The sequence below is a fragment of the Pseudomonas sp. LABIM340 genome (assembly GCF_040017195.2).
Lineage (GTDB): Bacteria > Pseudomonadota > Gammaproteobacteria > Pseudomonadales > Pseudomonadaceae > Pseudomonas.
On the sequence record NZ_CM200227.1, the window covers coordinates 3,664,764 to 3,689,466 of the forward strand.

The 24,703-nt window shown below is 64.2% G+C and carries 20 protein-coding genes; 18 read left to right on the top strand and 2 right to left on the bottom strand.

Annotation, left to right across the window (positions count from 1 at the left end; genetic code table 11):
- Positions 1 to 13 precede the first annotated feature (13 nt).
- From ABKS89_RS16880 to nuoN, 17 genes are all read left to right on the top strand, one after another.
- Complete coding sequence (locus ABKS89_RS16880) at positions 14 to 640, top strand: DUF7931 domain-containing protein (RefSeq protein ID WP_138215499.1); 627 nt, start codon at positions 14 to 16, stop codon at positions 638 to 640.
- Between the two features lie 20 nt (positions 641 to 660).
- Positions 661 to 1,452: a secretin N-terminal domain-containing protein gene (locus ABKS89_RS16885; RefSeq protein WP_138215855.1), complete on the top strand. Its 792-nt coding sequence runs from the start codon at positions 661 to 663 to the stop codon at positions 1,450 to 1,452.
- A 509-nt stretch (positions 1,453 to 1,961) separates the two neighbouring features.
- Positions 1,962 to 3,557: an isocitrate lyase gene (locus ABKS89_RS16890; protein WP_348586194.1), complete on the top strand. Its 1,596-nt coding sequence runs from the start codon at positions 1,962 to 1,964 to the stop codon at positions 3,555 to 3,557.
- Positions 3,558 to 3,746: 189 nt separating this feature from the next.
- On the top strand, positions 3,747 to 4,247 hold the full coding sequence (locus ABKS89_RS16895; protein WP_348586195.1) for a DUF4442 domain-containing protein: 501 nt from the start codon (positions 3,747 to 3,749) through the stop codon (positions 4,245 to 4,247).
- Positions 4,248 to 4,688: 441 nt separating this feature from the next.
- Entirely contained in the window at positions 4,689 to 5,102 is a 414-nt protein-coding gene (locus tag ABKS89_RS16900) for an NADH-quinone oxidoreductase subunit A (protein WP_017517108.1), read from the top strand.
- 10 nt (positions 5,103 to 5,112) lie between these two features.
- Positions 5,113 to 5,790 carry a NuoB/complex I 20 kDa subunit family protein gene (locus ABKS89_RS16905; RefSeq protein WP_045214755.1) on the top strand — a complete coding sequence of 226 codons (678 nt, stop codon included), beginning with the start codon at positions 5,113 to 5,115 and terminating at the stop codon, positions 5,788 to 5,790.
- Between the two features lie 59 nt (positions 5,791 to 5,849).
- Positions 5,850 to 7,631 carry an NADH-quinone oxidoreductase subunit C/D gene (gene nuoC / locus ABKS89_RS16910; protein ID WP_138215495.1) on the top strand — a complete coding sequence of 594 codons (1,782 nt, stop codon included), beginning with the start codon at positions 5,850 to 5,852 and terminating at the stop codon, positions 7,629 to 7,631.
- Positions 7,628 to 8,128 carry an NADH-quinone oxidoreductase subunit NuoE gene (gene nuoE / locus ABKS89_RS16915; RefSeq protein WP_169887231.1) on the top strand — a complete coding sequence of 167 codons (501 nt, stop codon included), beginning with the start codon at positions 7,628 to 7,630 and terminating at the stop codon, positions 8,126 to 8,128. Before nuoC ends, nuoE begins: the two co-directional genes overlap by 4 nt.
- Positions 8,125 to 9,474 carry an NADH-quinone oxidoreductase subunit NuoF gene (nuoF, locus tag ABKS89_RS16920; RefSeq protein WP_081520490.1) on the top strand — a complete coding sequence of 450 codons (1,350 nt, stop codon included), beginning with the start codon at positions 8,125 to 8,127 and terminating at the stop codon, positions 9,472 to 9,474. The genes nuoE and nuoF overlap by 4 nt, the downstream gene beginning before the upstream one ends.
- A 130-nt stretch (positions 9,475 to 9,604) precedes the next feature.
- The gene (gene nuoG, locus ABKS89_RS16925) at positions 9,605 to 12,319 is read left to right on the top strand and encodes an NADH-quinone oxidoreductase subunit NuoG (RefSeq protein ID WP_348586197.1); all 2,715 of its coding nucleotides are present in this window, start codon (positions 9,605 to 9,607) and stop codon (positions 12,317 to 12,319) included.
- Between the two features lie 11 nt (positions 12,320 to 12,330).
- Positions 12,331 to 13,320, top strand: a complete 990-nt coding sequence (gene nuoH, locus ABKS89_RS16930) for an NADH-quinone oxidoreductase subunit NuoH (protein WP_138215854.1) — start codon at positions 12,331 to 12,333, stop codon at positions 13,318 to 13,320.
- 11 nt (positions 13,321 to 13,331) lie between these two features.
- On the top strand, positions 13,332 to 13,880 hold the full coding sequence (nuoI, locus tag ABKS89_RS16935; RefSeq protein WP_045214743.1) for an NADH-quinone oxidoreductase subunit NuoI: 549 nt from the start codon (positions 13,332 to 13,334) through the stop codon (positions 13,878 to 13,880).
- Between the two features lie 11 nt (positions 13,881 to 13,891).
- Positions 13,892 to 14,392, top strand: a complete 501-nt coding sequence (nuoJ, locus tag ABKS89_RS16940; protein ID WP_348586198.1) for an NADH-quinone oxidoreductase subunit J — start codon at positions 13,892 to 13,894, stop codon at positions 14,390 to 14,392.
- A 4-nt stretch (positions 14,393 to 14,396) separates the two neighbouring features.
- Positions 14,397 to 14,705: an NADH-quinone oxidoreductase subunit NuoK gene (gene nuoK / locus ABKS89_RS16945; protein ID WP_017517116.1), complete on the top strand. Its 309-nt coding sequence runs from the start codon at positions 14,397 to 14,399 to the stop codon at positions 14,703 to 14,705.
- Entirely contained in the window at positions 14,702 to 16,549 is a 1,848-nt protein-coding gene (nuoL, locus tag ABKS89_RS16950; RefSeq protein WP_138215493.1) for an NADH-quinone oxidoreductase subunit L, read from the top strand. Before nuoK ends, nuoL begins: the two co-directional genes overlap by 4 nt.
- A gap of 28 nt (positions 16,550 to 16,577) precedes the next feature.
- Positions 16,578 to 18,107 (top strand): NADH-quinone oxidoreductase subunit M, encoded by a 1,530-nt coding sequence (nuoM, locus tag ABKS89_RS16955; RefSeq protein WP_348586199.1) that lies wholly within the window; start codon positions 16,578 to 16,580, stop codon positions 18,105 to 18,107.
- A gap of 7 nt (positions 18,108 to 18,114) precedes the next feature.
- Positions 18,115 to 19,578 carry an NADH-quinone oxidoreductase subunit NuoN gene (gene nuoN, locus ABKS89_RS16960; RefSeq protein WP_138215491.1) on the top strand — a complete coding sequence of 488 codons (1,464 nt, stop codon included), beginning with the start codon at positions 18,115 to 18,117 and terminating at the stop codon, positions 19,576 to 19,578.
- A gap of 148 nt (positions 19,579 to 19,726) precedes the next feature.
- On the opposite strand, the gene ABKS89_RS16965 is transcribed toward nuoN, so the two are convergent.
- Positions 19,727 to 20,794, bottom strand: a complete 1,068-nt coding sequence (locus ABKS89_RS16965) for an AI-2E family transporter (protein ID WP_348586201.1) — start codon at positions 20,792 to 20,794, stop codon at positions 19,727 to 19,729.
- A 92-nt stretch (positions 20,795 to 20,886) separates the two neighbouring features.
- Positions 20,887 to 22,206 (bottom strand): Na+/H+ antiporter family protein, encoded by a 1,320-nt coding sequence (locus ABKS89_RS16970; RefSeq protein ID WP_138215489.1) that lies wholly within the window; start codon positions 22,204 to 22,206, stop codon positions 20,887 to 20,889.
- Positions 22,207 to 22,499: 293 nt separating this feature from the next.
- Here ABKS89_RS16970 and ABKS89_RS16975 point away from each other — a divergent pair, with 293 nt between their 5' ends.
- Positions 22,500 to 24,644 carry a methyl-accepting chemotaxis protein gene (locus ABKS89_RS16975; RefSeq protein WP_348586203.1) on the top strand — a complete coding sequence of 715 codons (2,145 nt, stop codon included), beginning with the start codon at positions 22,500 to 22,502 and terminating at the stop codon, positions 24,642 to 24,644.
- The last annotated feature ends 59 nt before the right edge of the window (positions 24,645 to 24,703 follow it).

The following is a 24,703-nucleotide window of genomic DNA, read 5'->3' on the forward strand; positions in this document are numbered from 1 at the left end:
TCAAAGGAGCGACATGGAAAACGCCCCGGACCAAGACGATCTCCCGGTAGAACTGCCGGACATCGAGTTTCAGTCACCGGGGCGTTTTGCCGTCCACAACCCGCCCAGCGAAGCGCTGTCGCCCGAAGCCCTGGAGCCGGCGCCTTTCCGCCTCGGTGAGGGTGACCAGCTGCACCGTTTCAGCAAGCCGGATGACGCCCGCGCCCATGCGCTGGCACTGATCCAGCAGGCGCGCCGCACGCTCTACCTCTATACCCCCGACCTGGAGCCCTGGCTGTATCACCACAGCAGCATCCAGGAAGCCTGCACCCAGCTGCTACTGGGCAATCCGCGCAATCGCCTGATGATCCTGGTGCGCGACAGCACCCGCGCCGTGAAGGAAGGCCATCGCCTGCTCAACCTCAGCCGGCGGCTGTCCAGCTACTGCCAGATTCGCCGGATCAACCCCGACTACCCGAGCGACGAGCACGCCTTCCTCCTCGCCGACGATTGCGGCCTGCTGCTGCGCCCGGAGCCTGGCGAATACGCTGGTTACGCGCACTACAACAACGCCGGCCGCGTTCGCCAACTGATCGCGCAATTCGAACAGACCTGGAACACCAGTGTCCTCGACCCGAACCTGCGGAGTTTCCTGATTTGAGCCGACACCCTCTCGCCCTGATGCTCGCCTGCGCGATCAGCCTCACCGCCACCGCAGCGCCGCGCACCGAGATCATCCCGCTCAACTACCGCACCGCCGAAGACGTGCTGCCGGTGGCGCAGCAGGTACTGGGCAACGAAGGCCGGGTCAGCGCCTACGGCAACCAGCTGGTGGTGAACGCCGAGCTGGCGAAGATCCGCGAACTGCAGCAGGTGCTCGAACAACTGGATACGCGCCCGCATCAGCTACTGATCAGCGTCGACACGCTCGACGGCAGCCAGGGTAGCCAGAACGGCTACTCGGTGAATGGCTCGGTCAGTGCCGGCAATGTGGAAATCCAGGCCGGCCGCGGGGAGGTCAACGGCCGCGACCAGGTGCGCATTATCAACCGCTCCACCAATAGTCGCGGCGGCGGCACCCAGCAAGTGCGCACCACCGAGGGCTCTCCAGCCTTCATCCAGGTCGGCCAGAGCCAGCCGGTGACCAACGCCGGCATCGGCCCCTACGGCCAGGTCTACAGCCAGACCGAATACCGCGACGCCAACCAGGGCATGTACGTGACCGCCAGCCTCACCGGCAACCTCGTGCACATCACCCTGAGCACCCGCAACGACCGCTTCAACGGCAATTACCAGGGTTCGATGAACACCAGCTCAGCCGACACCAGCGTCAGCGGCCCCATCGGCCAGTGGATCGAGGTCGGCGGCGTCAGCCAGAGCAACCAGAGCACCCAGAACGGTTTCGCCCGCCAGTACAGCACCCAGGGACGCAGCGACAGCAGCCTGCGGGTGAAGGTCGAAGTGCTCGACTAATCCTTCCGTAGGTGACTCACCGGTCCTCGTTAGACCTTCGTGTAGTAGCCCAAAAAAAACACTACAAAACGTTTGACGAACGCTCGTTTGAAAGGGCATGATGGCCTCGCTCCCGCTAACCAGAGGGTCTCAAAGCCCTCCGGACCGAGCCTGTGGCCCACCCGCCGCGCTGGTCCGTGTTGTTAAGCCCACAAGGCGGATCGACGAGGTTGCGACTGGCAAGAGGTTGTCCTGAGGGACGGGGAAGCAAGCCTTAGCAACAGTACGAAGTGACGGATTCAGCCGTCCACCATCGCCCAACGGCTGCCACGAGCCGGCAAGCGATTCTGGATGTCACCGCTGCAGTCACCCGTCTGTACGCCGCTCTACCCCACTCCTCCAGCGTCACTCCTTCTTTCGGTCGTGCCTTCGCCATCCCGCGGCGAGCAATCCACAGTCAATTCCGTGCAGATACGGGCTTGAGTGGGGAAGTCGGTGCTCAACCACACACATACTTTGAAGGATTGACCATGTCCGCTTATCAAAATGACATCAAGGCCGTTGCCGCTCTGAAAGAGAAAACCGGTAACAGCTGGAGCGCTATCAACCCCGAGTCGGTTGCCCGCATGCGCGCTCAGAACCGCTTCAAGACTGGTCTGGACATCGCCAAGTACACTGCGGCCATCATGCGCAAGGACATGGCCGAGTATGACGCCGACACTTCCGTCTACACCCAGTCCCTGGGCTGCTGGCACGGCTTCATCGGTCAGCAGAAGCTGATCTCGATCAAGAAGCACCTGAAGACCACCAACAAGCGCTACCTCTACCTGTCCGGCTGGATGGTTGCCGCGCTGCGTTCCGATTTCGGCCCGCTGCCCGACCAGTCCATGCACGAGAAGACTGCCGTTTCCGGCCTGATCGAAGAGCTGTACACCTTCCTGCGCCAGGCTGACGCCCGCGAACTGGACCTGCTCTTCACCGCCCTGGACAGCGCTCGCGCCGCCGGCGACAAAGTCAAGCAGGACGAAATCCAGGCTCAGATCGACGGCTACGAAACCCACGTAGTACCGATCATCGCCGACATCGACGCCGGCTTCGGTAACCCTGAAGCAACCTACCTGCTGGCCAAGAAAATGATCGAAGCCGGTGCCTGCTGCATCCAGATCGAGAACCAGGTTTCCGACGAGAAGCAGTGCGGCCACCAGGACGGCAAAGTGACCGTTCCGCACGAAGACTTCCTCGCCAAGATCAACGCTGTTCGCTACGCGTTCCTCGAACTGGGCGTTGACGACGGCGTGATCGTTGCCCGTACCGACTCCCTGGGCGCCGGCCTGACCAAGCAGATCGCCGTGACCAAAGAGCCGGGCGACCTGGGCGACCAGTACAACTCCTTCCTGGACTGCGAAGAAGTGTCCGCTGCCGAACTGCAGAACGGCGACGTGGTGATCAACCGCGGCGGCAAGCTGCTGCGTCCCAAGCGCCTGGCTTCCAACCTGTTCCAGTTCCGCAAGGGCACCGGCGAAGACCGCTGCGTCCTGGACTGCATCACCTCGCTGCAGAACGGCGCCGACCTGCTGTGGATCGAAACCGAGAAGCCGCACGTTGGCCAGATCAAGGGCATGGTTGACCGCATTCGTCAGGTCATCCCGAACGCCAAGCTGGTTTACAACAACAGCCCGTCGTTCAACTGGACCCTGAACTTCCGCCAGCAGGTGTTCGATGCGTTCGTCGCCGAAGGCAAGGACGTCTCCGCCTACGACCGCGCCAAACTGATGAGCGTCGAGTACGACGAGACCGAACTGGCTCAGATCGCTGACGAGAAGATCCGCACCTTCCAGCGTGACGGCTCGGCCCACGCCGGCATCTTCCACCACCTGATCACCCTGCCGACCTACCACACCGCCGCGCTGTCCACCGACAACCTGGCCAAGGGCTACTTCGCCGACCAGGGCATGCTGGCCTACGTGAAGGGCGTTCAGCGTCAGGAACTGCGTCAGGGCATCGCCTGCGTCAAGCACCAGAACATGGCTGGCTCGGACATCGGCGACAACCACAAAGAGTACTTCGCTGGCGAAGCCGCTCTGAAAGCCTCGGGTAAAGACAACACCATGAACCAGTTCCACTAAGAACTGGCTCACCGGCCCCTCGGGGCCGGCAGGCACCGCAAAACCCCGGCCCCGGCCGGGGTTTTGCTTTTGCGCTTGGCCGAATCGCGCTTGGCCGAACCGCCAGCCAGCCCCTCCCCGCCCGCCAAGGGCAGAACCGCTTCGACGTGCCAGCCTCGGGCTTCCCTTATATGCACGGAACGCCTTCCTATGAACGGTACGCCCAAGCGAAACCGCCTCGCCCTCGCCGCCCACCTCATCCAGCGCCTGCCACGCCGCCTCCACGAGCCACTGCTGAGCCGCCTGTTCTGCTCCCAGGTGCGCTTTGCCGGAACCGCCGGCGTGCGCATCCAGAAGCTCACCAGCAATGAAGTGCGGATGAACCTGGCCAACCATCGCCGCGCCCGCAATCACATCGGCGGGGTTCATGCTGCAGCCATGGCACTGCTGGCCGAGTCCGCCAGCGGCTGCATGGTCGGCATGAACCTGCCGGATCACAAGCTGCCGTTGATCAAGACACTCAAGGTCGACTACCTGCGCCGAGCCAGCGGCAGCCTGCGCGCCATCGCCACGCTGACGTCGGAACAGCGCCGCGCCATGCAGGAAGACGATCGAGGCGAGGCACTGGTACAGGTGACTCTTCTGGACGACTCCGGGGCCGAACCGGTGCGCTGCGAGATGCACTGGGCATGGATTCGCAAGGGAAATTGAACCACCCGGAAGCGGGGGCGACCAACGAGTTCACAGAGGGATAATTCGAAGTCGGATACCCGGCGAAATAAAAGACGCGCCGCTTATATGTAGTAAAGTTACGGATATACGACACTGCAAATGATAATATTTATCATTTATAGCCTGCCGATTTATTGCGGCCAAATACCTCGAAAGTACTATTCGACCAAAGCCGAAGTGCCGTCACACTAGGCATCCAGAGCCCCGCAAACAGGGCGCTACGGGAAATGCAAAAGCCTTTTGCCCGAAATAGAAGCATCTGTTTGTGTTGGAAAAATTTACTTGCTGAAGGCTTTGGGCATAAAATTGGAAAGATGACCTGAACCCTTAGCTCACTATCCTTGAGTTGTCGGGTTCGCAGTAGTCGGGCGTTGCGCCCGAAACCCAAGACAATCGTTATTTGTAGGAAGGAGTATCGGCATGCCCAATCCAGCTGAACTTGCAGCTCAACACTGGGGACTCGCCGCCTTCCTTTTAGGAGTGCTGGGCCTGCTCGCCTTCATGCTAGGGGTTTCCAGCCTTCTTGGCAGTAAGGCATTTGGTCGCAGCAAGAACGAACCGTTCGAATCGGGGATCGTTCCTACCGGCAGCGCCCGCCTGCGTCTGTCGGCAAAATTCTATCTGGTCGCGATGCTCTTCGTGATCTTCGACGTCGAAGCCCTCTTCCTCTTCGCCTGGTCCGTGTCCGTCCGTGAAAGCGGTTGGGCAGGTCTGATCGAGGCAACCATTTTCATAGCAATTCTGTTGGCAGGTCTTGTCTACCTGTGGCGTATCGGCGCGCTCGATTGGGCGCCGGCGGCACGTCGCGCACGGCAGGCGAAGCTAAAACAATGAGGCTTTGGCGATGCAATACAAACTTACCCGGATCGATCCGGATGCGCCCAATGATCAATACCCGATCGGCGAACGCGAAACGGTAGAAGACCCGCTCATCGAAGGGCAGGTCCACAAGAACATCTTCATGGGCAAGCTCGAGGATGTTCTCAACGGTGCGGTGAACTGGGGTCGCAAGAACTCCCTGTGGCCGTACAACTTCGGGCTGTCCTGCTGCTACGTGGAGATGACCACGGCGTTCACCGCGCCGCACGACATCGCCCGTTTCGGCGCCGAAGTGATCCGTGCATCGCCACGCCAGGCTGACTTCATGGTCATCGCCGGCACCTGCTTCATCAAGATGGCTCCGGTCATCCAGCGCCTGTACGAGCAGATGCTGGAACCCAAGTGGGTGATCTCGATGGGGTCGTGCGCCAACTCCGGCGGCATGTACGACATCTACTCGGTCGTTCAGGGGGTCGACAAGTTCCTCCCCGTGGACGTGTACATCCCCGGCTGCCCGCCCCGTCCGGAGGCGTTCCTGCAAGGCCTGATGCTGCTGCAGGAATCCATCGGCCAGGAGCGTCGCCCGTTGTCCTGGGTTGTAGGCGATCAAGGCGTCTATCGCGCCGACATGCCTGCCCAGAAGGATCTCAAGCGCGAACAGCGCATTGCGGTCACCAACCTGCGCAGCCCCGACGAAGTGTGATCCGGCCCTCCACGAGAGGCCCGTTTTCACTCCACCGTTGACCGAGTGACTTAAAGACTATGAATGCAGACTCCGCTCTGTACATCCCGCCTTACAAGGCAGACGACCAAGATATCGTCGTCGAACTGAATTCCCGCTTTGGCGCCGAGACCTTCACCGTCCAGGCCACCCGCACCGGCATGCCGGTGCTCTGGGTTGCCCGTGAGCGCCTGATCGACGTCCTCACCTTCCTGCGCAATGTGCCCAAGCCGTACGTCATGCTCTATGACCTGCACGGTGTCGACGAGCGCCTGCGCACCCACCGTCGCGGCCTGCCGGGCGCCGACTTCAGCGTGTTCTACCACCTGATGTCGCTCGAGCGTAATAGTGACGTGATGATCAAGGTGGCCTTGTCCGAAGGCGACCTCAACGTGCCCACCGCCACCCGTATCTGGCCGAACGCCAACTGGTACGAGCGTGAGGTCTGGGACATGTACGGGATCACCTTCAATGGTCACCCGCACCTGACCCGCATGCTGATGCCTTCCACCTGGGAAGGCCACCCGCTGCGCAAGGACTACCCGGCGCGCGCCACCGAGTTCGACCCTTACGCGCTGTCCGCCGCCAAGCAGGACCTCGAGCAGGAAGCCCTGCGCTTCAAGCCCGAAGACTGGGGCATGAAGCGCCACGGCGAGAACGAGGACTTCATGTTCCTCAACCTCGGCCCGAACCACCCGTCCGCGCACGGTGCGTTCCGCATCATCCTGCAGCTGGACGGTGAAGAGATCCTCGATTGCGTTCCGGAGATCGGCTACCACCACCGTGGCGCCGAGAAGATGGCCGAGCGTCAGTCCTGGCACAGCTTCATTCCCTACACCGACCGTATCGACTACCTCGGCGGCGTGATGAACAACCTGCCGTACGTGCTCTCGGTCGAGAAGCTCGCCGGCATCAAGGTTCCGCAGCGCGTCGATGTCATCCGGATCATGATGTCGGAATTCTTCCGCATCCTGAACCACCTCCTCTACCTGGGCACCTACATCCAGGACGTGGGCGCGATGACCCCGGTGTTCTTCACCTTCACCGACCGCCAGCGCGCCTACAAGGTCGTCGAAGCCATCACCGGCTTCCGCCTGCACCCGGCCTGGTACCGCATCGGCGGCGTCGCCCACGACCTGCCGCGCGGCTGGGACAAGCTGGTCCGCGAGTTCCTCGACTGGATGCCCAAGCGCCTGGACGAGTACGAAACCGCCGCCCTGAAGAACAGCATCCTGCGTGGCCGTACCATCGGCGTTGCCCAGTACAACACCAAGGAAGCGCTGGAATGGGGCACCACCGGTGCCGGCCTGCGCGCCACCGGCTGTGATTTCGACCTACGTAAAGCCCGCCCCTACTCCGGCTATGAGAACTTCGAGTTCGAAGTGCCGCTGGCGGCCAACGGCGACGCCTACGACCGCTGCATGGTCAAGATGGGTGAGATGCGCCAGAGCCTGCGCATCATCGAGCAGTGCCTGAAGAACATGCCCGAAGGCCCGTACAAGGCCGACCACCCGCTGACCACGCCGCCGCCCAAAGAGCGCACGCTGCAGCACATCGAAACCCTGATCACCCACTTCCTGCAGGTTTCCTGGGGCCCGGTCATGCCGGCCAACGAAGCCTTCCAGATGGTGGAAGCGACCAAGGGCATCAACAGCTACTACCTGACGAGCGATGGCAGCACCATGAGCTACCGGACCCGCATCCGGACGCCCAGCTTCCCGCACCTGCAGCAGATTCCGTCGGTGATCAACGGCAGCATGATCGCTGACCTGATCGCCTATCTGGGCAGTATCGACTTCGTTATGGCCGACGTGGACCGCTGATCATGAGTACCCTTATCCAGACTGATCGTTTCGAACTCAGCGAAACCGAGCGCTCGGCCATCGAGCACGAAATGCATCACTACGAGGACTCCCGCGCGGCGTCCATCGAAGCCCTGAAGATCGTCCAGAAGCAGCGCGGCTGGGTGCCGGACGGCGCCATTCCGGCCATCGCCGACATCCTCGGCATTCCGGACAGCGACGTCGAAGGCGTGGCTACCTTCTATAGCCAGATCTTCCGCCAGCCGGTCGGCCGCCACATCATCCGCGTCTGCGACAGCATGGTCTGCTACATCGGCGGCCACGAGTCCGTGGTTGGCGAGATCCAGAAGCAACTGGGCATCGGCCTCGGCCAGACCACCGCCGACGGCCGCTTCACCCTGCTGCCGGTGTGCTGTCTGGGCAACTGCGACAAGGCCCCGGCGATGATGATCGACGACGACACCTTCGGTGACCTGCGTCCCGACGGCGTCGCCAAACTGCTGGAGGCCTACGCATGAGTCGCCTCACCTCCTACGGCACGCCCAACCGCACTGCGCGCGCGGCCGAAACCCACCCGCTGACCTGGCGCCTGCGTGACGACGGCGCCCCGGTCTGGCTGGAGGAGTACCAGTCGAAGAACGGCTACGCCGCCGCGCGCAAGGCGCTGGCGCAGATGGCCACCGACGACATCGTCCAGACCGTCAAGGACTCCGGCCTCAAGGGCCGCGGCGGTGCGGGCTTCCCCACCGGCGTGAAGTGGGGCCTGATGCCCAAGGACGAATCCCTCAACATCCGCTACCTGCTGTGCAACGCGGACGAGATGGAGCCCAACACCTGGAAGGACCGCATGCTCATGGAGCAGCTGCCGCACCTGCTGGTGGAAGGCATGCTGATCTCTGCACGCGCCCTCAAGGCCTACCGCGGCTACATCTTCCTGCGCGGCGAGTATGTCGACGCCGCCCGCAACCTGAACCGCGCCATCGATGAAGCCAAGGCCGCCGGCCTGCTGGGCAAGAACATCCTCGGCAGCGGCTTCGATTTCGAGCTGTTCGTGCACACCGGCGCCGGTCGCTACATCTGTGGTGAAGAAACCGCGCTGATCAACTCGCTGGAAGGCCGCCGCGCCAACCCGCGCTCCAAGCCGCCCTTCCCCGCCGCCGTTGGCGTCTGGGGCAAGCCGACCTGCGTGAACAACGTCGAGACCCTGTGCAACGTGCCGGCGATCGTCGAGCACGGTGTCGACTGGTACAAGGGCCTCGCCCGTCCGGGCAGCGAAGACATGGGCACCAAGCTCATGGGCTTCTCCGGCAAGGTGAAGAACCCCGGCATCTGGGAACTGCCCTTCGGCCTTCCGGCCCGCGAGCTGTTCGAGGACTACGCCGGCGGCATGCGCGACGGCTACAAGCTCAAGGCCTGGCAGCCGGGCGGTGCCGGTACCGGCTTCCTCCTGCCGGAACACCTGGACGCCCTGTTCTACGCCGGCGGCGTCGCCAAGGTCGGCACCCGTATGGGCACCGGCCTGGCCATGGCGGTGGACGACAGCGTCAACATGGTTTCCCTGCTGCGCAACATGGAAGAGTTCTTCGCCCGCGAATCCTGCGGCTGGTGTACTCCGTGCCGCGACGGCCTGCCGTGGAGCGTGAAGGTCCTGCGCGCACTGGAGAAAGGCGAAGGCGCCCAGGGCGACCTGGAAACCCTCGAGCAGCTCGTCAACTTCCTCGGCCCAGGCAAGACCTTCTGTGCCCACGCACCGGGTGCCGTCGAGCCGCTGGGCAGCGCACTGAAGTATTTCCGTCCCGAGTTCGAAGCGGGCATTTCCCGCCAGGCTCAGGCCGTACAAGCACCGCAGACCGTCGGCGCTTGATGCTTTGATCGTCGGGCGCGAGCCGCCCGGCGTTGTTTCGTTGCAGTGCCGCGGCGTGCCGCCGGCCCGATGAAACCGTGATTTCTATTAGCCACGCCCGCTGACAACGGGCCAACGAAGACTTAGACCCATGGCCACGATCCACGTAGACGGCAAGACGTTAGAAGTCGACGGAGCGGACAACCTGTTGCAGGCCTGCCTCTCCCTCGGTCTCGACATCCCCTACTTCTGCTGGCACCCGGCGCTCGGTAGCGTCGGCGCCTGCCGCCAGTGCGCGGTCAAGCAGTACACCGACGAGAACGACACCCGCGGTCGTATCGTCATGTCCTGCATGACTCCCGCCACCGACAACACCTGGATTTCCATCGAAGACGAAGAATCCAAGGCATTCCGTGCCAGCGTCGTCGAATGGCTGATGACCAACCACCCGCACGACTGCCCGGTCTGCGAGGAAGGCGGTCACTGCCACCTGCAGGACATGACGGTGATGACCGGCCACAACCAGCGCCGGTACCGCTTCACCAAGCGCACCCACCAGAACCAGGAACTCGGCCCGTTCATCGCCCACGAGATGAACCGCTGCATCGCCTGCTACCGCTGCGTCCGTTACTACAAGGACTACGCTGGCGGCACCGACCTGGGCGTCTATGGCGCGCACGACAACGTCTACTTCGGCCGTATCGAAGACGGTGTGCTGGAGAGCGAGTTCTCCGGCAACCTGACCGAGGTCTGCCCGACCGGCGTGTTCACCGACAAGACCCACTCCGAGCGCTACAACCGCAAGTGGGACATGCAGTTCGCCCCGAGCATCTGCCATGGCTGCTCCAGCGGCTGCAACATCAGCCCCGGCGAGCGTTACGGTGAAATCCGCCGCATCGAGAACCGCTACAACGGCTCGGTGAACCACTACTTCCTGTGCGACCGCGGCCGCTTCGGCTACGGCTATGTCAACCGCGAAGACCGCCCGCGCCAGCCGCAGCTGATGCTGAGCAAGCAGAAGCTCTCGCTGGACGGCGCCCTGGACCAGACCGCAGCGCTGCTCAAGGGTCGCAAGGTCATCGGCATCGGTTCGCCGCGCGCCAGCCTGGAAAGCAACTACGCCCTGTCCGCACTGGTCGGCGCGCAGAACTTCTACAGCGGCATCTCCGCTGACGAACTGCAACGCCTGCAGCTGGTCCTGAAAGTGATGCAGGACGGCCCGCTGCCGGTGCCGACCATCCGCGACATGGAAGACCACGACGCCGTATTCGTGCTCGGCGAAGACCTGACCCAGACCGCCGCCCGTATCGCCCTGGCCCTGCGCCAGTCGGTGAAGGGCAAAGGCGAGGACATGGCCGCGGCGATGAAGATCCAGCCGTGGCTCGACGCCGCGGTGAAGACCATCGCCCAGCACGAGATGAACCCGCTGTTCATCGCCAGCCTGGATGAAACCCGCCTGGACGACGTCGCCGCCGAGTGCGTGCACGCCGCTACCGAAGACCTGGCGCGCCTGGGCTTCGCCGTGGCCCACGCGATCGACTCGAGCGCTCCGGCCGTGGCCGGTCTCGACGCCGAAGCCGCCGCCCTCGCCCAGCGCATCGCCGATGCCCTGGTCGCCGCCAAGCGTCCGCTGGTCATCTCCGGCACCTCGCTGGGCAGCAACGCCCTGATCGAAGCCGCGGCCAACATCGCCAGCGCGCTGAAGAGTCGCGAGAAGAACGGTTCCCTGAGCCTGGTCGTGCCGGAAGCCAACAGCCTGGGCCTGGCCCTCTTCGGTGGTAACTCCGTCGAAGCCGCCCTGGAACAGCTGACCTCCGGTGCCGCCGATGCCGTGGTGATCCTGGAGAACGACCTGTACCGCCGCGCCGACGCTGCCGTTGTCGACGCCGCCCTGGCCGCCGCGAAGATCGTCGTCGTCGCCGATCACCAGCAGACCGCCACCAGCGCCAAGGCCACCGTCCTGCTGCCGGCCGCCAGCTTCGCCGAAGGCGATGGCACCCTGGTCAGCCAGGAAGGCCGCGCCCAGCGCTTCTTCCAGGTCTACGATCCGACCTACTACAACGCCGACAACCTCGTTCGCGAAGGCTGGCGCTGGCTGCACGCCCTGCACAGCACCCTCGAAGGCAAGCGTGTCGACTGGACCCAGCTGGACCACGTGATCGATGCCGTCGTCGCTGCCAAGCCGCAACTGGCGGGCATCAGCGAAGCCGCGCCGAACGCTGCATTCCGCATCAAGGGCCTGAAGCTGGCGCGCGAACCGCACCGCTACTCCGGCCGTACCTCGATGCGCGCCAACATCAATGTCAGCGAGCCGCGTCAGCCGCAGGACATCGACTCCGCGTTCGCCTTCTCCATGGAAGGCTACGCCGGCAGCGCCGAACCGCGTCAGCAGATTCCGTTCGCCTGGTCCCCGGGCTGGAACTCCCCGCAGGCCTGGAACAAGTTCCAGGACGAAGTCGGTGGTCATCTGCGCGCCGGCGATCCGGGCGTGCGCCTGATCGAAGCGAAGGGCGAAGCCCTGTGGTTCAGCGAGATTCCCGCGCCGTTCCACACCGCCGCCAGCCAGTTCAAGGTGGTGCCCTTCTATCACCTGTTCGGCAGCGAGGAGAACTCCTCGAAAGCCGCCCCGGTGCAGGAGCGCATCCCGCAGACCTACGTCACCCTGGCCAAGGCCGAGGCTGACCGTCTGGGCGTCAACGAAGGCGCGATCATCCGCCTGACCGTCAAGGGCCAGGAGCTGCGCCTGCCGCTGCGTGTGAGCGAAGAGCTCGGCGCCGGCCTGGTCGCCCTGCCGATCGGTCTGCAAGGCATTCCCGCCGGTGTCATCGGCGCCGTCGCTGAAGGTCTGCAGGAGGCTGCGCAATGAGTTTGATGAGCATGAGCTGGCTGACCCCCGCCGTCGTCGACATCATCATCGAAGTCATCAAGGCCATCGTCATCCTGCTCGCCGTAGTCGTCTGCGGCGCGCTGCTCAGCTGGGTCGAGCGTCGTCTGCTCGGCCTCTGGCAGGACCGCCACGGTCCGAACCGGGTCGGCCCCTTCGGTGCCTTCCAGCTCGGCGCCGACATGCTGAAGATGTTCTTCAAGGAAGACTGGACCCCGCCGTTCGCCGACAAGATGATCTTCACCCTCGCGCCCATGATCGCCATGGGTGCGCTGCTGGTGGCCTTCGCTGTCATCCCGATCACTCCGACCTGGGGCGTGGCGGACCTGAACATCGGCATCCTGTTCTTCTTCGCCATGGCGGGCCTGACCGTGTACGCGGTGCTGTTCGCCGGCTGGTCGAGCAACAACAAGTTCGCCCTGCTCGGTGCCTTGCGCGCCTCGGCCCAGACCATCTCCTACGAGGTGTTCCTGGCCCTGTCGCTGATGGGCATCGTCGCTCAGGTCGGCTCGTTCAGCCTGCGCGACATCGTCGAGTACCAGGCCCAGCACGTGTGGTTCATCATTCCGCAGTTCTTCGGCTTCATGACCTTCTTCGTCGCCGGCGTCGCCGTGACTCACCGTCACCCGTTCGACCAGCCCGAAGCCGAACAGGAACTGGCCGACGGTTACCACATCGAGTATGCCGGCATGAAATGGGGCATGTTCTTCGTCGGCGAGTACATCGGCATCGTGCTGGTGTCCGCGCTGCTGGCGACCCTGTTCTTCGGCGGCTGGCACGGTCCCTTCGGCATCCTGCCGCAGATCCCGTTCATCTGGTTCGCCCTGAAAACCGGCTTCTTCATCATGATGTTCATTTTGCTGCGGGCCTCCATCCCACGCCCGCGCTATGACCAGGTGATGGCCTTCAGCTGGAAGTTCTGCCTCCCGCTGACCCTGATCAACCTGCTGGTGACCGGCGCTATCGTGCTGGCCAGCCAGTAAGGAGTAGGACCATGATCAAGTACATTTTCGACGTGGTGCACGGCACCTACACCCAGCTGCGCAGCCTGGTGATGATCTTCGGTCACGCCTTCCGCAAGCGTGACACCCTGCAATACCCGGAAGAGGCCGTGTACCTGCCGCCGCGCTACCGCGGCCGCATCGTCCTCACCCGCGACCCCGACGGCGAAGAGCGCTGCGTAGCGTGCAACCTGTGCGCAGTAGCCTGCCCGGTCGGCTGCATCGCCCTGCAGAAGGCCGAGGCTGAAGACGGTCGCTGGTACCCCGAGTTCTTCCGCATCAACTTCTCCCGCTGCATCTTCTGCGGCCTGTGCGAAGAAGCCTGCCCGACCACCGCGATCCAGCTGACCCCGGATTTCGAGATGGGCGAGTTTAAGCGCCAGGACCTGGTCTACGAGAAGGAAGACCTGCTGATCTCCGGCCCCGGCAAGAACCCGGACTACAACTTCTACCGCGTTGCCGGCATGGCCATCGCCGGCAAGCCGAAAGGCGCCGCGCAGAACGAGGCCGAACCGATCAACGTCAAGAGCCTGCTGCCGTAAGGAGACGTCGCGTGGAATTCGCTTTCTACTTCGCCGCCGGCGTCGCCGTGCTGGCAACCTTCCGGGTCATCACCAACAGCAATCCGGTGCATGCCCTGCTCTACCTCGTCATTTCGCTGCTCGCGGTATCGATGACCTTCTTCAGCCTCGGCGCTCCGTTCGCCGGCGCCCTGGAAATCATCGTCTACGCCGGCGCGATCATGGTGCTGTTCGTCTTCGTGGTGATGATGCTGAACCTCGGTCCGGCCATCACCGAACAGGAACGCAAGTGGCTCAAGCCCGGCGTCTGGATCGGCCCCGGCGCCCTGGCTGCCGTGCTGCTGGTCGAGCTGCTGTGGATGCTCTCGCGCACCCCGAGCGGTGTCGGCATCGGCCACACCACCGTGGACGCCAAGGCCGTGGGCATCAGCCTGTTCGGCCCGTACCTGCTGGTCGTCGAATTGGCCTCGATGCTGCTGCTGGCAGCACTGGTCGCCGCCTACCACCTCGGCCGCCACGAAGCGAAGGACTAACACCATGAATGCAATCCCTCTCGAACACGGACTGGCACTCGCCGGTGTGCTGTTCTGCTTCGGCCTGGTGGGCCTGATGGTACGACGCAACATCCTGTTCGTACTGATGAGCCTGGAAGTGATGATGAACGCCGCCGCTCTGGCCTTCGTGGTCGGTGGCGCCCGCTGGGGCCAGCCTGACGGCCAGGTGATGTTCATCCTGGTGCTCAGCCTGGCTGCGGCCGAGGCCAGCATCGGCCTGGCGATCCTGCTCCAGCTGTATCGCCGCTTCCATACCCTCGATATCGACGCTGCCAGCGAGATGCGCGGATGAACCTGCTGCCCCTTACTTTCCTGTTCCCTCTGGTCGGCTTCCTGCTGCTCTCGTTCTCCCGTGGCAAGTGGTCGGAAAATCTCTCGGCACTGGTGGGTGTCGGCTCCGTGGGCCTGGCGGCTCTCTCCGCCTTCTGGGCGATCTGGAGCTTCCACAGCAACCCGCCCGAAGGTGGCGCCTACAGCCTGGTGCTGTGGCAATGGATGAGCGTTGGCGACTTCAAGACCAACTTCACCCTGTATCTGGACGGCCTGTCGGTCACCATGCTCGGCGTGGTCACCGGCGTTGGCTTCCTGATCCACCTGTTCGCCTCCTGGTACATGCGCGGTGAAACCGGCTACTCGCGTTTCTTCGCGTACACCAACCTGTTCATCGCCAGCATGCTGTTCCTGGTGCTGGGCGATAACCTGCTGTTCATGTACTTCGGCTGGGAAGGCGTGGGTCTCTGCTCCTACCTGCTGATCGGTTTCTATTACAACCACGTACCCAACGGCAACGCAGCGCTGAAGGCCTTCATCGTGACCCGCGTGGGTGACGTGTTCTTCGCCATCGGCATGTTCATCCTGTTCCAGCACCTGGGCACGCTGAACATCCAGGAGCTGCTGGTCCTGGCTCCGCAGCACTTCGCCAAGGGCGACCTGTGGATCAACCTGGCTGCCCTGATGCTGCTCGGCGGCGCCGTCGGCAAGTCCGCCCAGCTGCCGCTGCAGACCTGGCTGGCCGACGCGATGGCAGGCCCGACGCCGGTCTCCGCACTGATCCACGCCGCTACCATGGTGACCGCGGGCGTCTACCTGATCGCCCGCTGCCACGGCCTGTTCGAGCTGGCTCCGAACGTCCTCGAGCTGGTCGGCGTCATCGGTGCCGTGACCCTGGTCCTGGCCGGCTTCGCCGCCCTGGTGCAGACCGACATCAAGCGTATCCTCGCCTACTCGACCATGAGCCAGATCGGCTACATGTTCCTGGCCCTGGGCGTTGGCGCCTGGGATGGCGCGATCTTCCACCTGATGACCCACGCCTTCTTCAAGGCCCTGCTGTTCCTTGCTTCGGGTGCGGTGATCGTCGCCTGCCACCACGAGCAGAACATCTTCAAGATGGGTGGTCTGTGGAAGAAGCTGCCGCTGGCCTACGCGAGCTTCGTGGTCGGTGGTGCCGCCCTGTCTGCCCTGCCCTTCCTGACCGCCGGCTTCTACTCCAAGGACGAGATTCTCTGGGAAGCCTTCGCCAGCGGTCACCAGAACCTGCTGATTGCCGGTCTGGTCGGTGCGTTCATGACCTCGCTGTACACCTTCCGCCTGATCTTCATCGCCTTCCACGGCGAAGCGAAGACCGAAGCGCACGCTGGCCATGGCGTCAGCCACTGGCTGCCGCTGGGTGTCCTGATCGTGCTCTCCACCTTCATCGGCGCACTGATCACTCCGCCGTTGGCCGGCGTCCTGCCGGAAAGCGCCGGTCACGCCGGTGGTGAAGCCAAGCACAGCCTGGAAATCGCCTCGGGCGCCATCGCCATCGCCGGTATCCTGCTGGCGGGCCTGCTGTTCCTCGGCAAGCGCCGCTTCGTCACTGCCGTCGCCCAGAGCGCACCGGGCCGCTTCTTCGGTACCTGGTGGCTGCACGCCTGGGGCTTCGACTGGCTGTACGACAAGCTGTTCGTGAAACCCTATCTGCTGATCTGCCGCCTGCTGGCCGCGGACCCGATCGACAAGACCCTGGTCCTGGTCCCGCTCACCGCCCGCGGTGGTCACAAACTCCTCAGCCTCACCGAGAACGGCCGCCTGCGTTGGTATGCCGCTTCCCTGGTGGGTGGCGCCGCGCTGCTCCTCGGCGCGCTGCTGCTGGCTTAATGAATTCACGAAAGAGATTGAGCCCGACATGATTCTGCCCTGGCTAATCCTGATCCCCTTCATCGGCGGCTTCCTTTGCTGGATCGCCGAGTACACCAGCAAGACCCTGCCCCGCTGGGTCGCCCTGGGATCGATGGTCCTCACCCTGGCGCTGAGCCTGTGGGTGTGGCACACCGGTGACTTCCAGCTCGCCCCGGCACCCGGTGGCGAGCCGCAATGGACCCTGCAATTCCAGGTACCCTGGATCTCGCGCTTCGGCATCAGCGTGCACCTGGCAATGGACGGCCTGTCCCTGCTGATGGTCGCGCTGACCGGCCTGCTCGGCGTGCTGTCCGTCCTCTGCTCGTGGAACGAGATCCAGCGTCGCATCGGCTTCTTCCACCTGAACCTGCTGTGGATCCTGGGCGGTGTGATCGGCGTGTTCCTCGCCGTCGACCTGTTCCTGTTCTTCTTCTTCTGGGAAATGATGCTGGTGCCGATGTATTTCCTCATCGCACTCTGGGGTCATAGCTCGGACGACGGCAAGAAGACCCGCATCTACGCCGCCACCAAGTTCTTCATCTTCACCCAGGCCAGCGGCCTGGTGATGCTGGTGGCGATCCTGGGCCTGGTGTTCGTGCACTACAACAGCACCGGCGTGCTGACCTTCAACTACGCCGACCTGCTGAAGACCCAGCTGCCGCCGCACACCGAATGGCTGCTGATGCTCGGTTTCTTCGTCGCCTTCGCGGTGAAGATGCCGGTTGTACCGGTGCACTCCTGGCTGCCGGACGCCCACGCCCAGGCGCCGACCGCCGGTTCCGTGGACCTGGCCGGCATCCTGCTGAAGACCGCCGCCTACGGCCTGATCCGCTTCGCCTTGCCGCTGTTCCCCAACGCCTCGGCCGAGTTCGCCCCGATTGCCATGACCCTGGGTCTGATCGGCATCTTCTACGGCGCCTTCCTGTCGTTCGCACAGACCGACATCAAGCGCCTGGTGGCCTACTCCTCGGTGTCGCACATGGGCTTCGTGATGATCGGCATCTACTCCGGCAGCCCCCAGGCGCTGCAGGGTGTCGTCGTGCAGATGATCGCCCACGGCCTCTCCGCCGCCGCACTGTTCATCCTGTGTGGCCAGCTGTACGAGCGCCTGCACACCCGTGACATGCGCAAGATGGGCGGCCTGTGGTCGCGCATCCCGTACCTGCCGGCCGTGGCCCTGTTCTTCGCCACCGCGTCGCTGGGTCTGCCGGGCACCGGTAACTTCGTCGGCGAGTTCCTGATCCTGCTGGGCAGCTTCAAGGTCGTTCCGGTAATCACCGTGATCGCCACCTTCGGCCTGGTGTTCGGCTCGGTCTACTCGCTGATCATGATCCATCGTGCCTACTTCGGCCCGGCCAAGTCCGACACCGCCATCGCCGGTCTGAACTTCCGCGAGCTCTCCATGGCGCTCGGCCTGGCGGTGCTGCTGATCGTGCTCGGCGTCTACCCGCAGCCGGTCCTCGACACCTCCGCGGCAACCATGCACGGCGTCCAGCAATGGCTGGGTGCCGCCCTCTCCACTCTGGCAGCACGGTAAGCGCGAAATGACCTTTACGATTCAACACTTCATCGCGCTTCTGCCACTGCTCATCACCAGCGCCACCCTGGTGGTGGTGATGCTTGCGGTAGCCTGGAAGCGTAACCACTCGATGGCCGCCACCCTCTCGGTGATCGGTCTGAACCTGGCCCTGCTGTCGATCATCCCGGTGCTGAAAGTCACCCCGATCGAAGTCACCCCGCTCATGGTGGTCGACAACTTCGCCTGCTTCTACATGGCCCTGATCCTGATCGGCGCCCTGGCCTGCACCACTCTCGCCCACGCCTACATGGAAAGCTTCCCGGGCAACCGCGAGGAACTGTACCTGCTGCTCCTGCTCTCCACCGCAGGCGGCCTGGTACTGGTCAGCGCGCAGAACCTGGCCGGCCTGTTCATCGGTCTGGAGCTGCTGTCGGTGCCGGTCTACGGCATGGTGGCCTACGCCTTCTTCAACAAGCGCACCCTGGAAGCGGGCATCAAGTACACCGTACTGTCCGCCGCCGGCTCCGCGTTCCTGCTGTTCGGCATGGCCCTGCTCTACGCCGAGTCCGGCAACCTGGGCTTCTCCGCCATCGGCGCGTCGCTGGCCGAAGGCACCAGCCACGGCCCGCTGCTGGCCATCGGCGTCGGCATGATGGTCGTCGGCCTGGGCTTCAAACTGTCCCTGGCGCCGTTCCACCTGTGGACCCCGGACGTCTACGAAGGCGCCCCGGCTCCGGTCGCCACCTTCCTGGCCACCACCGCCAAGGTCGCCGTGTTCGCCGTGCTGCTGCGCCTGTTCCAGATCGCTCCGGCGGCCCTGAACAACGGCCTGCTGCATGACGCCATCGCGGTCATCGCTGTCGCCTCGATCCTGATCGGTAACCTGCTGGCGCTGACCCAGAGCAACATCAAGCGCCTGCTCGGCTACTCGTCCATCGCCCACTTCGGCTACCTGCTGATCGCCCTGGTGGCGAGCAAGGGTCTGGCCGTGGAAGCGGTCGGCGTCTACCTGACCACCTATGTCGTCACTACCCTGGGCGCCTTCGGCGTGGTCACCCTGATGTCCACCCCGTACAGCGGCCGCGATGCCGACGCGCTGTTCGAGTACCGCGGCCTGTTCTGGCGGCGCCCGGTGCTGACCGCCGTAATGACCGTGATGATGCTGTCCCTGGCCGGCATCCCGCTGACCGCCGGCTTCATCGGCAAGTTCTACATCGTCGCCACCGGTGTCGAGTCCCAGCACTGGTGGCTGGTCGGCGCCCTGGTACTGGGCAGCGCCATCGGCCTGTTCTACTACCTGCGTGTCATGGTGACCATGTTCCTGGTCGAGCCGAACATGAAGCGCCACGACGCTCCCCTGGACTGGGCCCAGCGCGCTGGCGGCATCATGCTGGTAGCCATCGCCCTGCTCGCCTTCTTCCTCGGCGTCTACCCGCAACCGCTGCTGGACATCCTCCAGCACAGCGGCCTGGTAGCCGTCGCCGGCTAAGGTCGACAGGCAATAAAAAACCCCGCTTCGGCGGGGTTTTTTATTGGGCGGTATCGAGTTTTCGTAGGGCGCATAACGCGCCAGCGTTATCCGCCGCATTGCCGACGGCGGATAACCTGTACCAGGTTATTCGCCCTACCCTCCTGCCCTATTCTACCGGCTTGGGCGCTTCACCTTCGCGGCCGGTGAACAGGTCCCATGAGGCCATGAACAGCGCGGCGATCAGCGGGCCGATAACGAAGCCGTTGAGGCCGAACAGCGACATGCCGCCGAGGGTGGAGATCAGCACCACGTAGTCGGGCATCTTGGTGTCCTTGCCCACCAGGATCGGGCGCAGGATGTTGTCCACCAGGCCGATCACCACCACGCAGAACAGCGTCAGCACCACGCCCTGCCAGATCGCCCCGGTGAGCAGGAAGTAAGCCGCCACCGGCACCCAGATCAGCCCCGCGCCAATCGCCGGCAGCAGCGAGAGGAAGGCCATCAGCGTGCCCCAGAGCAGCGAGCCCTGGATGCCGAGGAACCAGAAGATCAGCCCCCCCAGCGCGCCCTGGGTCGCAGCGACGGCAATGTTGCCCTTCACCGTGGCGCGGATCACCGTGGTGAACTTGGCGAACAGGTGTTGCTTGTGCTCCACGCTCAGCGGCACCGCCTGCTTGATGCGACGCCCCAGCGTCGGGCCATCGCGCAGGAGGAAGAACAGCAGGTACAGCATGATGCCGAAGCTGATGACAAACTCGAAGGTGTTCTGGCCGATGCTGAAGGCCTTGGTGGCCACCAGTTGGCTGGCCTGCATCGCGCCTGCCGAGAGCTTTTCCTGCAGGCTGGACAGGTCCGCCAGGTCGAAGCGCTCCAGCAACTGGTGCGCCCAGCCCGGCAGCGCGGCGACCGCCTGCTGGTAGTAGGCGATGAAGTTCAGCTCACCCGACTTCAACCGCTGGTAGACGGTCGCCCCCTCCTGCACCAGCGCCCCGGCGATGAAGGTCACCGGCAGGATCACGATCAGGAAGCACACAGCGAGGGAAAGCAGCGCGGCGAGGTTGTTGCGCCCGTTGAGTTTCACCCGCAGGCGGCGCTGCAGCGGCGCGAAGATGATCGCCAGGATGGTGCCCCAGAAGACCGCCCCGTAGAACGGCAGCAGGATCCAGCCGAAGGCGAGCGTCACCACCAGCAGCAGGGCGAGGAACGTCCGGTATTCCAGTTTCGATTCGAACATGAGCGGGTCCATGGATGGATAAACCTGCTCATTAGTCAGCAGTTGCCCCGCCAAGTGCAACTTTCAGCGCGCGTTCCGTGCGCGCGAGCGCTCTAGAGCACCATTGCGGCCACCCAGCCGAATACCAGCAGTGGCAGGTTGTAGTGCAGGAAGGTCGGCACCACGGTATCCCAGATGTGGTTGTGCTGGCCATCCACGTTCAGGCCGGAGGTCGGGCCGAGGGTGGAGTCCGACGCCGGCGAGCCCGCGTCGCCCAGCGCGCCCGCAGTCCCCACGATGCTGACGATGGCCAGCGGGCTGAAACCCAGGTGCACCGCCAGCGGCACGAAGATCGCCGCGATGATCGGCACCGTGGAGAAGGACGAGCCAATGCCCATGGTCACCAGCAGGCCCACCAGCAGCATCATGAAGGCGCCCAGCGCCTTGCTGCTGCCGATCCAGCCGGCGGCGCTGTCCACCAGGCTGGCGACCTGCCCGGTGGCGGTCATCACCGCAGCGAACCCCTGAGCGGCGATCATGATGAAGCCGATCATGGCCATCATCTTCATGCCTTCGGTGAACAGGTCGTCCGCTTCCTTCCAGCGCACCACGCCGGACAGCGAGAACACCAGGAAGCCCACCAGCGCGCCGAGGATCATCGAATCCAGCAGCAGCTGCACGGCAAAGGCCGCCGCGACCGCGACCCCCGCCACCACCAGGCTCATCCTGCTGTACGGCGTATCGACCCGCTCGGCCTGCTCGATGCGTTCCAGGTCGTAGTCACGCTTGCGCCGGTAGCTGAACAGCACCGCGATCAGCAGGCCGCAGACCATGCCCAGCGCCGGGATGAGCATGGCGTGGGTGACGTTGATGCCCTGCACGTCGACGCCCGCGCGGGCCACGTTGGCCAGCAGGATCTGGTTCAGGAAGATGTTGCCGAAGCCCACCGGCAGGAACATGTAGGGGGTGATCAGGCCGAAGGTGATGACGCAGGCGATCAGCCGGCGGTCGATCTGCAGGCGCGTCAGCACATAGAGCAGCGGCGGCACCAGCAGCGGGATGAAGGCGATGTGGATCGGCAGGATGTTCTGCGAGGAGATCGCCACCACCAGCAGCAGGCCGACCATCATCCACTTGAAGCCATTGGAGCCGTTCGCCTCATGCCGGCCGAGCATTGCCAGGGCGCGATCGGCCAGGGCGTGCGCCATTCCGGAGCGCGCGATGGCCACGGCAAAAGCGCCGAGCATGGCGTAGGACAGCGCCACTGTCGCACCGGCGCCCAGGCCTTCGTTGAACGCCTTGAGCGTGCCGTCCATGCCCAGGCCGCCCAGCAAACCACCGGCCACCGCGCCGGCGATCAATGCGACCACCACATGCACGCGACACAGGCTCAGCACCAGCATCAGGCCAATGGCGATCAGCACCGCATTCATCTTCACCACTCCTCTCACGGGTCGCCCTGCCTGCGCGCGGGCAAAAGGCGCGCACTCTGCCAAACCCCTGGCGGGGTGTCAAAACCCGTGTCGAATCAAGACGTTTCTGAAATCACCGGGGCGGGATTTTCACCGTAGTGCGCACGTTTTTTGCCTTAAAGTCGCCGCCCGTCGTAACGGCACGCCAGAATCGCCTGTTTTCCGGCGTTTCTCCCCGTCACGGGTCAAGAAGATGCGGGAAAGGCCGATATATCGGGCATCCCAGGGCTTAGTTCAAACAAGGATTCCCCTCCATGCTGCTGCGCCGTCTCTCCATCCAGTGGAAGATCACGTTGCTTGCCGGGCTGTGTCTGCTCGGCGTCGTCTCGCTGCTCTCCGGCCTGTCCGTCTACCGCACGCAAACCAGCACCGCGCTGGTCAAGCAATCGAGCACCGAAATGCTCGATGAAGCAGCCAAGGCCCGCCTGCAATCACGCGGCGAAGTCCAGGCCATGCGTATCCAGCGCTACATCATGGATGCCTACCAGTACGGCAAGGGCTTCTCGCGGCAGGTCCTGTTCCTGCGCGACCAGGCGCAGAAGCGTTTTCTCGACGCCTACGACCTGCGCGAGGACCTGACCCGCCAGGTGAAGACTGCGCTGGAAGGCAACCCGGAACTGCTGGGCCTCTACGTCGCCTTCGAACCCGACGCACTGGACGGCAAGGACAAGCTCTTCGCTGGCCAGGGCGAGCTGGGCAGCAACGACACCGGTCGCTTCTCCATCTACTGGTCGCAGGCCACCCCGGGCCACCTGGAATCCGAAGCCATGGCCGAGTCGCTGCTGCAGGACACCAGCCCCGGCCCGAGCGGCAGCGCCTACAACGCCTGGTTCACCTGCCCCAAGACCACCGGCCAGCCCTGCGTACTCGACCCGTACTTCGACGACGTCGGCAACAAGCGCATGCTGATGACCAGCATCGCCTTCCCGCTGGAGCTGGACGGCAAGGTCATCGGCGTCATGGGCCTGGACATCAGCATGGAGAAGCTGCAGGAAATCAGCGTCGAGGGCAGCCAGGAGCTGTACGACGGCCAGGGCCGCGTCAGCATCGTCAGCGCCGCCGGCCTGCTCGCCGGGCACAGCGCGGATGCCTCCAAGCTGAGCAAGAACCTCAAGGAGGTCTACCCCAACCAGGGCGCCGACCTGCTGCAGGCCATCGCCGCCAACCATGAGCAGGTATTCCGCCAGGACGACCAGCTGCGCGTGGTCGAGCCGCTGCAACCGATCCCCGGCTCCAAGCCCTGGGGCGTGCTGCTGGAAGTCCCGCAGAACGTCCTGCTCGGCCCGGCCATCGAGTTGCAGAACGAGCTGGACAACCAGCGCGTGCAGGGCACCGTCTCGCAACTCGGCTTCGGTTTGATCGCCATCCTGATCGGCCTGTTCGCCATGTGGCTCACCGCCCGCGGCGTAACCCGTCCGATCCTCAATGTCGCCGCCATGCTGCGTAACATCGCCAGCGGCGAAGGCGACCTGACCAGGCGCCTGGACTACAGCGGCAAGGACGAACTGGGCGAACTGGCCGGCTGGTTCAACCGCTTCCTCGACAAGCTGCAGCCGATCATCCGCGACGTGAAATCCTCGGTGCAGGACGCCCGCGCCACCGCCGACCAGTCCTCAGAAATCGCCAGCCAGACCAGCGCCGGCATGCAGCAGCAGTTCCGCGAAGTCGACCAGGTGGCCACCGCTTCCCAGGAAATGAGCGCCACCGCCCACGACGTCGCCAACAGCGCCGCCATGGCCGCCGATGCCGCACGTGGCGCCGACGGCGCGACCCGTGATGGCCTCAACGTGATCGACAACACCACCCGCCTGATCGACGAACTGGCCAGCGACATGAGCAGCGCCATGAGCCAGGTGGAAGGCCTTGCCGCCAGCAGCGAGCAGATCGGCTCGGTGCTGGAAGTGATTCGCGGCATCGCCGAGCAGACCAACCTGCTGGCTCTCAACGCCGCCATCGAAGCGGCCCGCGCCGGTGAAGCCGGGCGTGGCTTCGCGGTGGTCGCCGACGAGGTGCGCAACCTCGCCAAGCGCACCCAGGATTCGGTGGAGGAAATCCGCCAGGTCATCGAGGGCTTGCAGAACGGCACCCGCGATGTGGTCGGCGCGATGAGCAACAGCCACCGTCAGGCGCAGGACAGCGTTTCCCAGGTTGAGCAGGCCGTGGCCGCGCTGAAGCGCATCGGCGACGCCGTGGGTGTGATCACCGACATGAACCTGCAGATCGCCAGCGCCGCCGAGGAACAGAGCGCGGTGGCCGAGGAGATCAACCGCAACGTCGCCGGCATCCGCGACGTGACCGAATCGCTGTCCAGCCAGGCGCAGGAATCGGCGCAGGTCAGCCAGTCGCTGAACAAGCTGGCCAATCATCAGCAGGGGCTGATGGATCAGTTCCGCGTTTGAGCCCCGCAGCAGGATCGGTCGCGGGCATGGCCCGCTCCTACAGGTGAACGCCGAGCGAT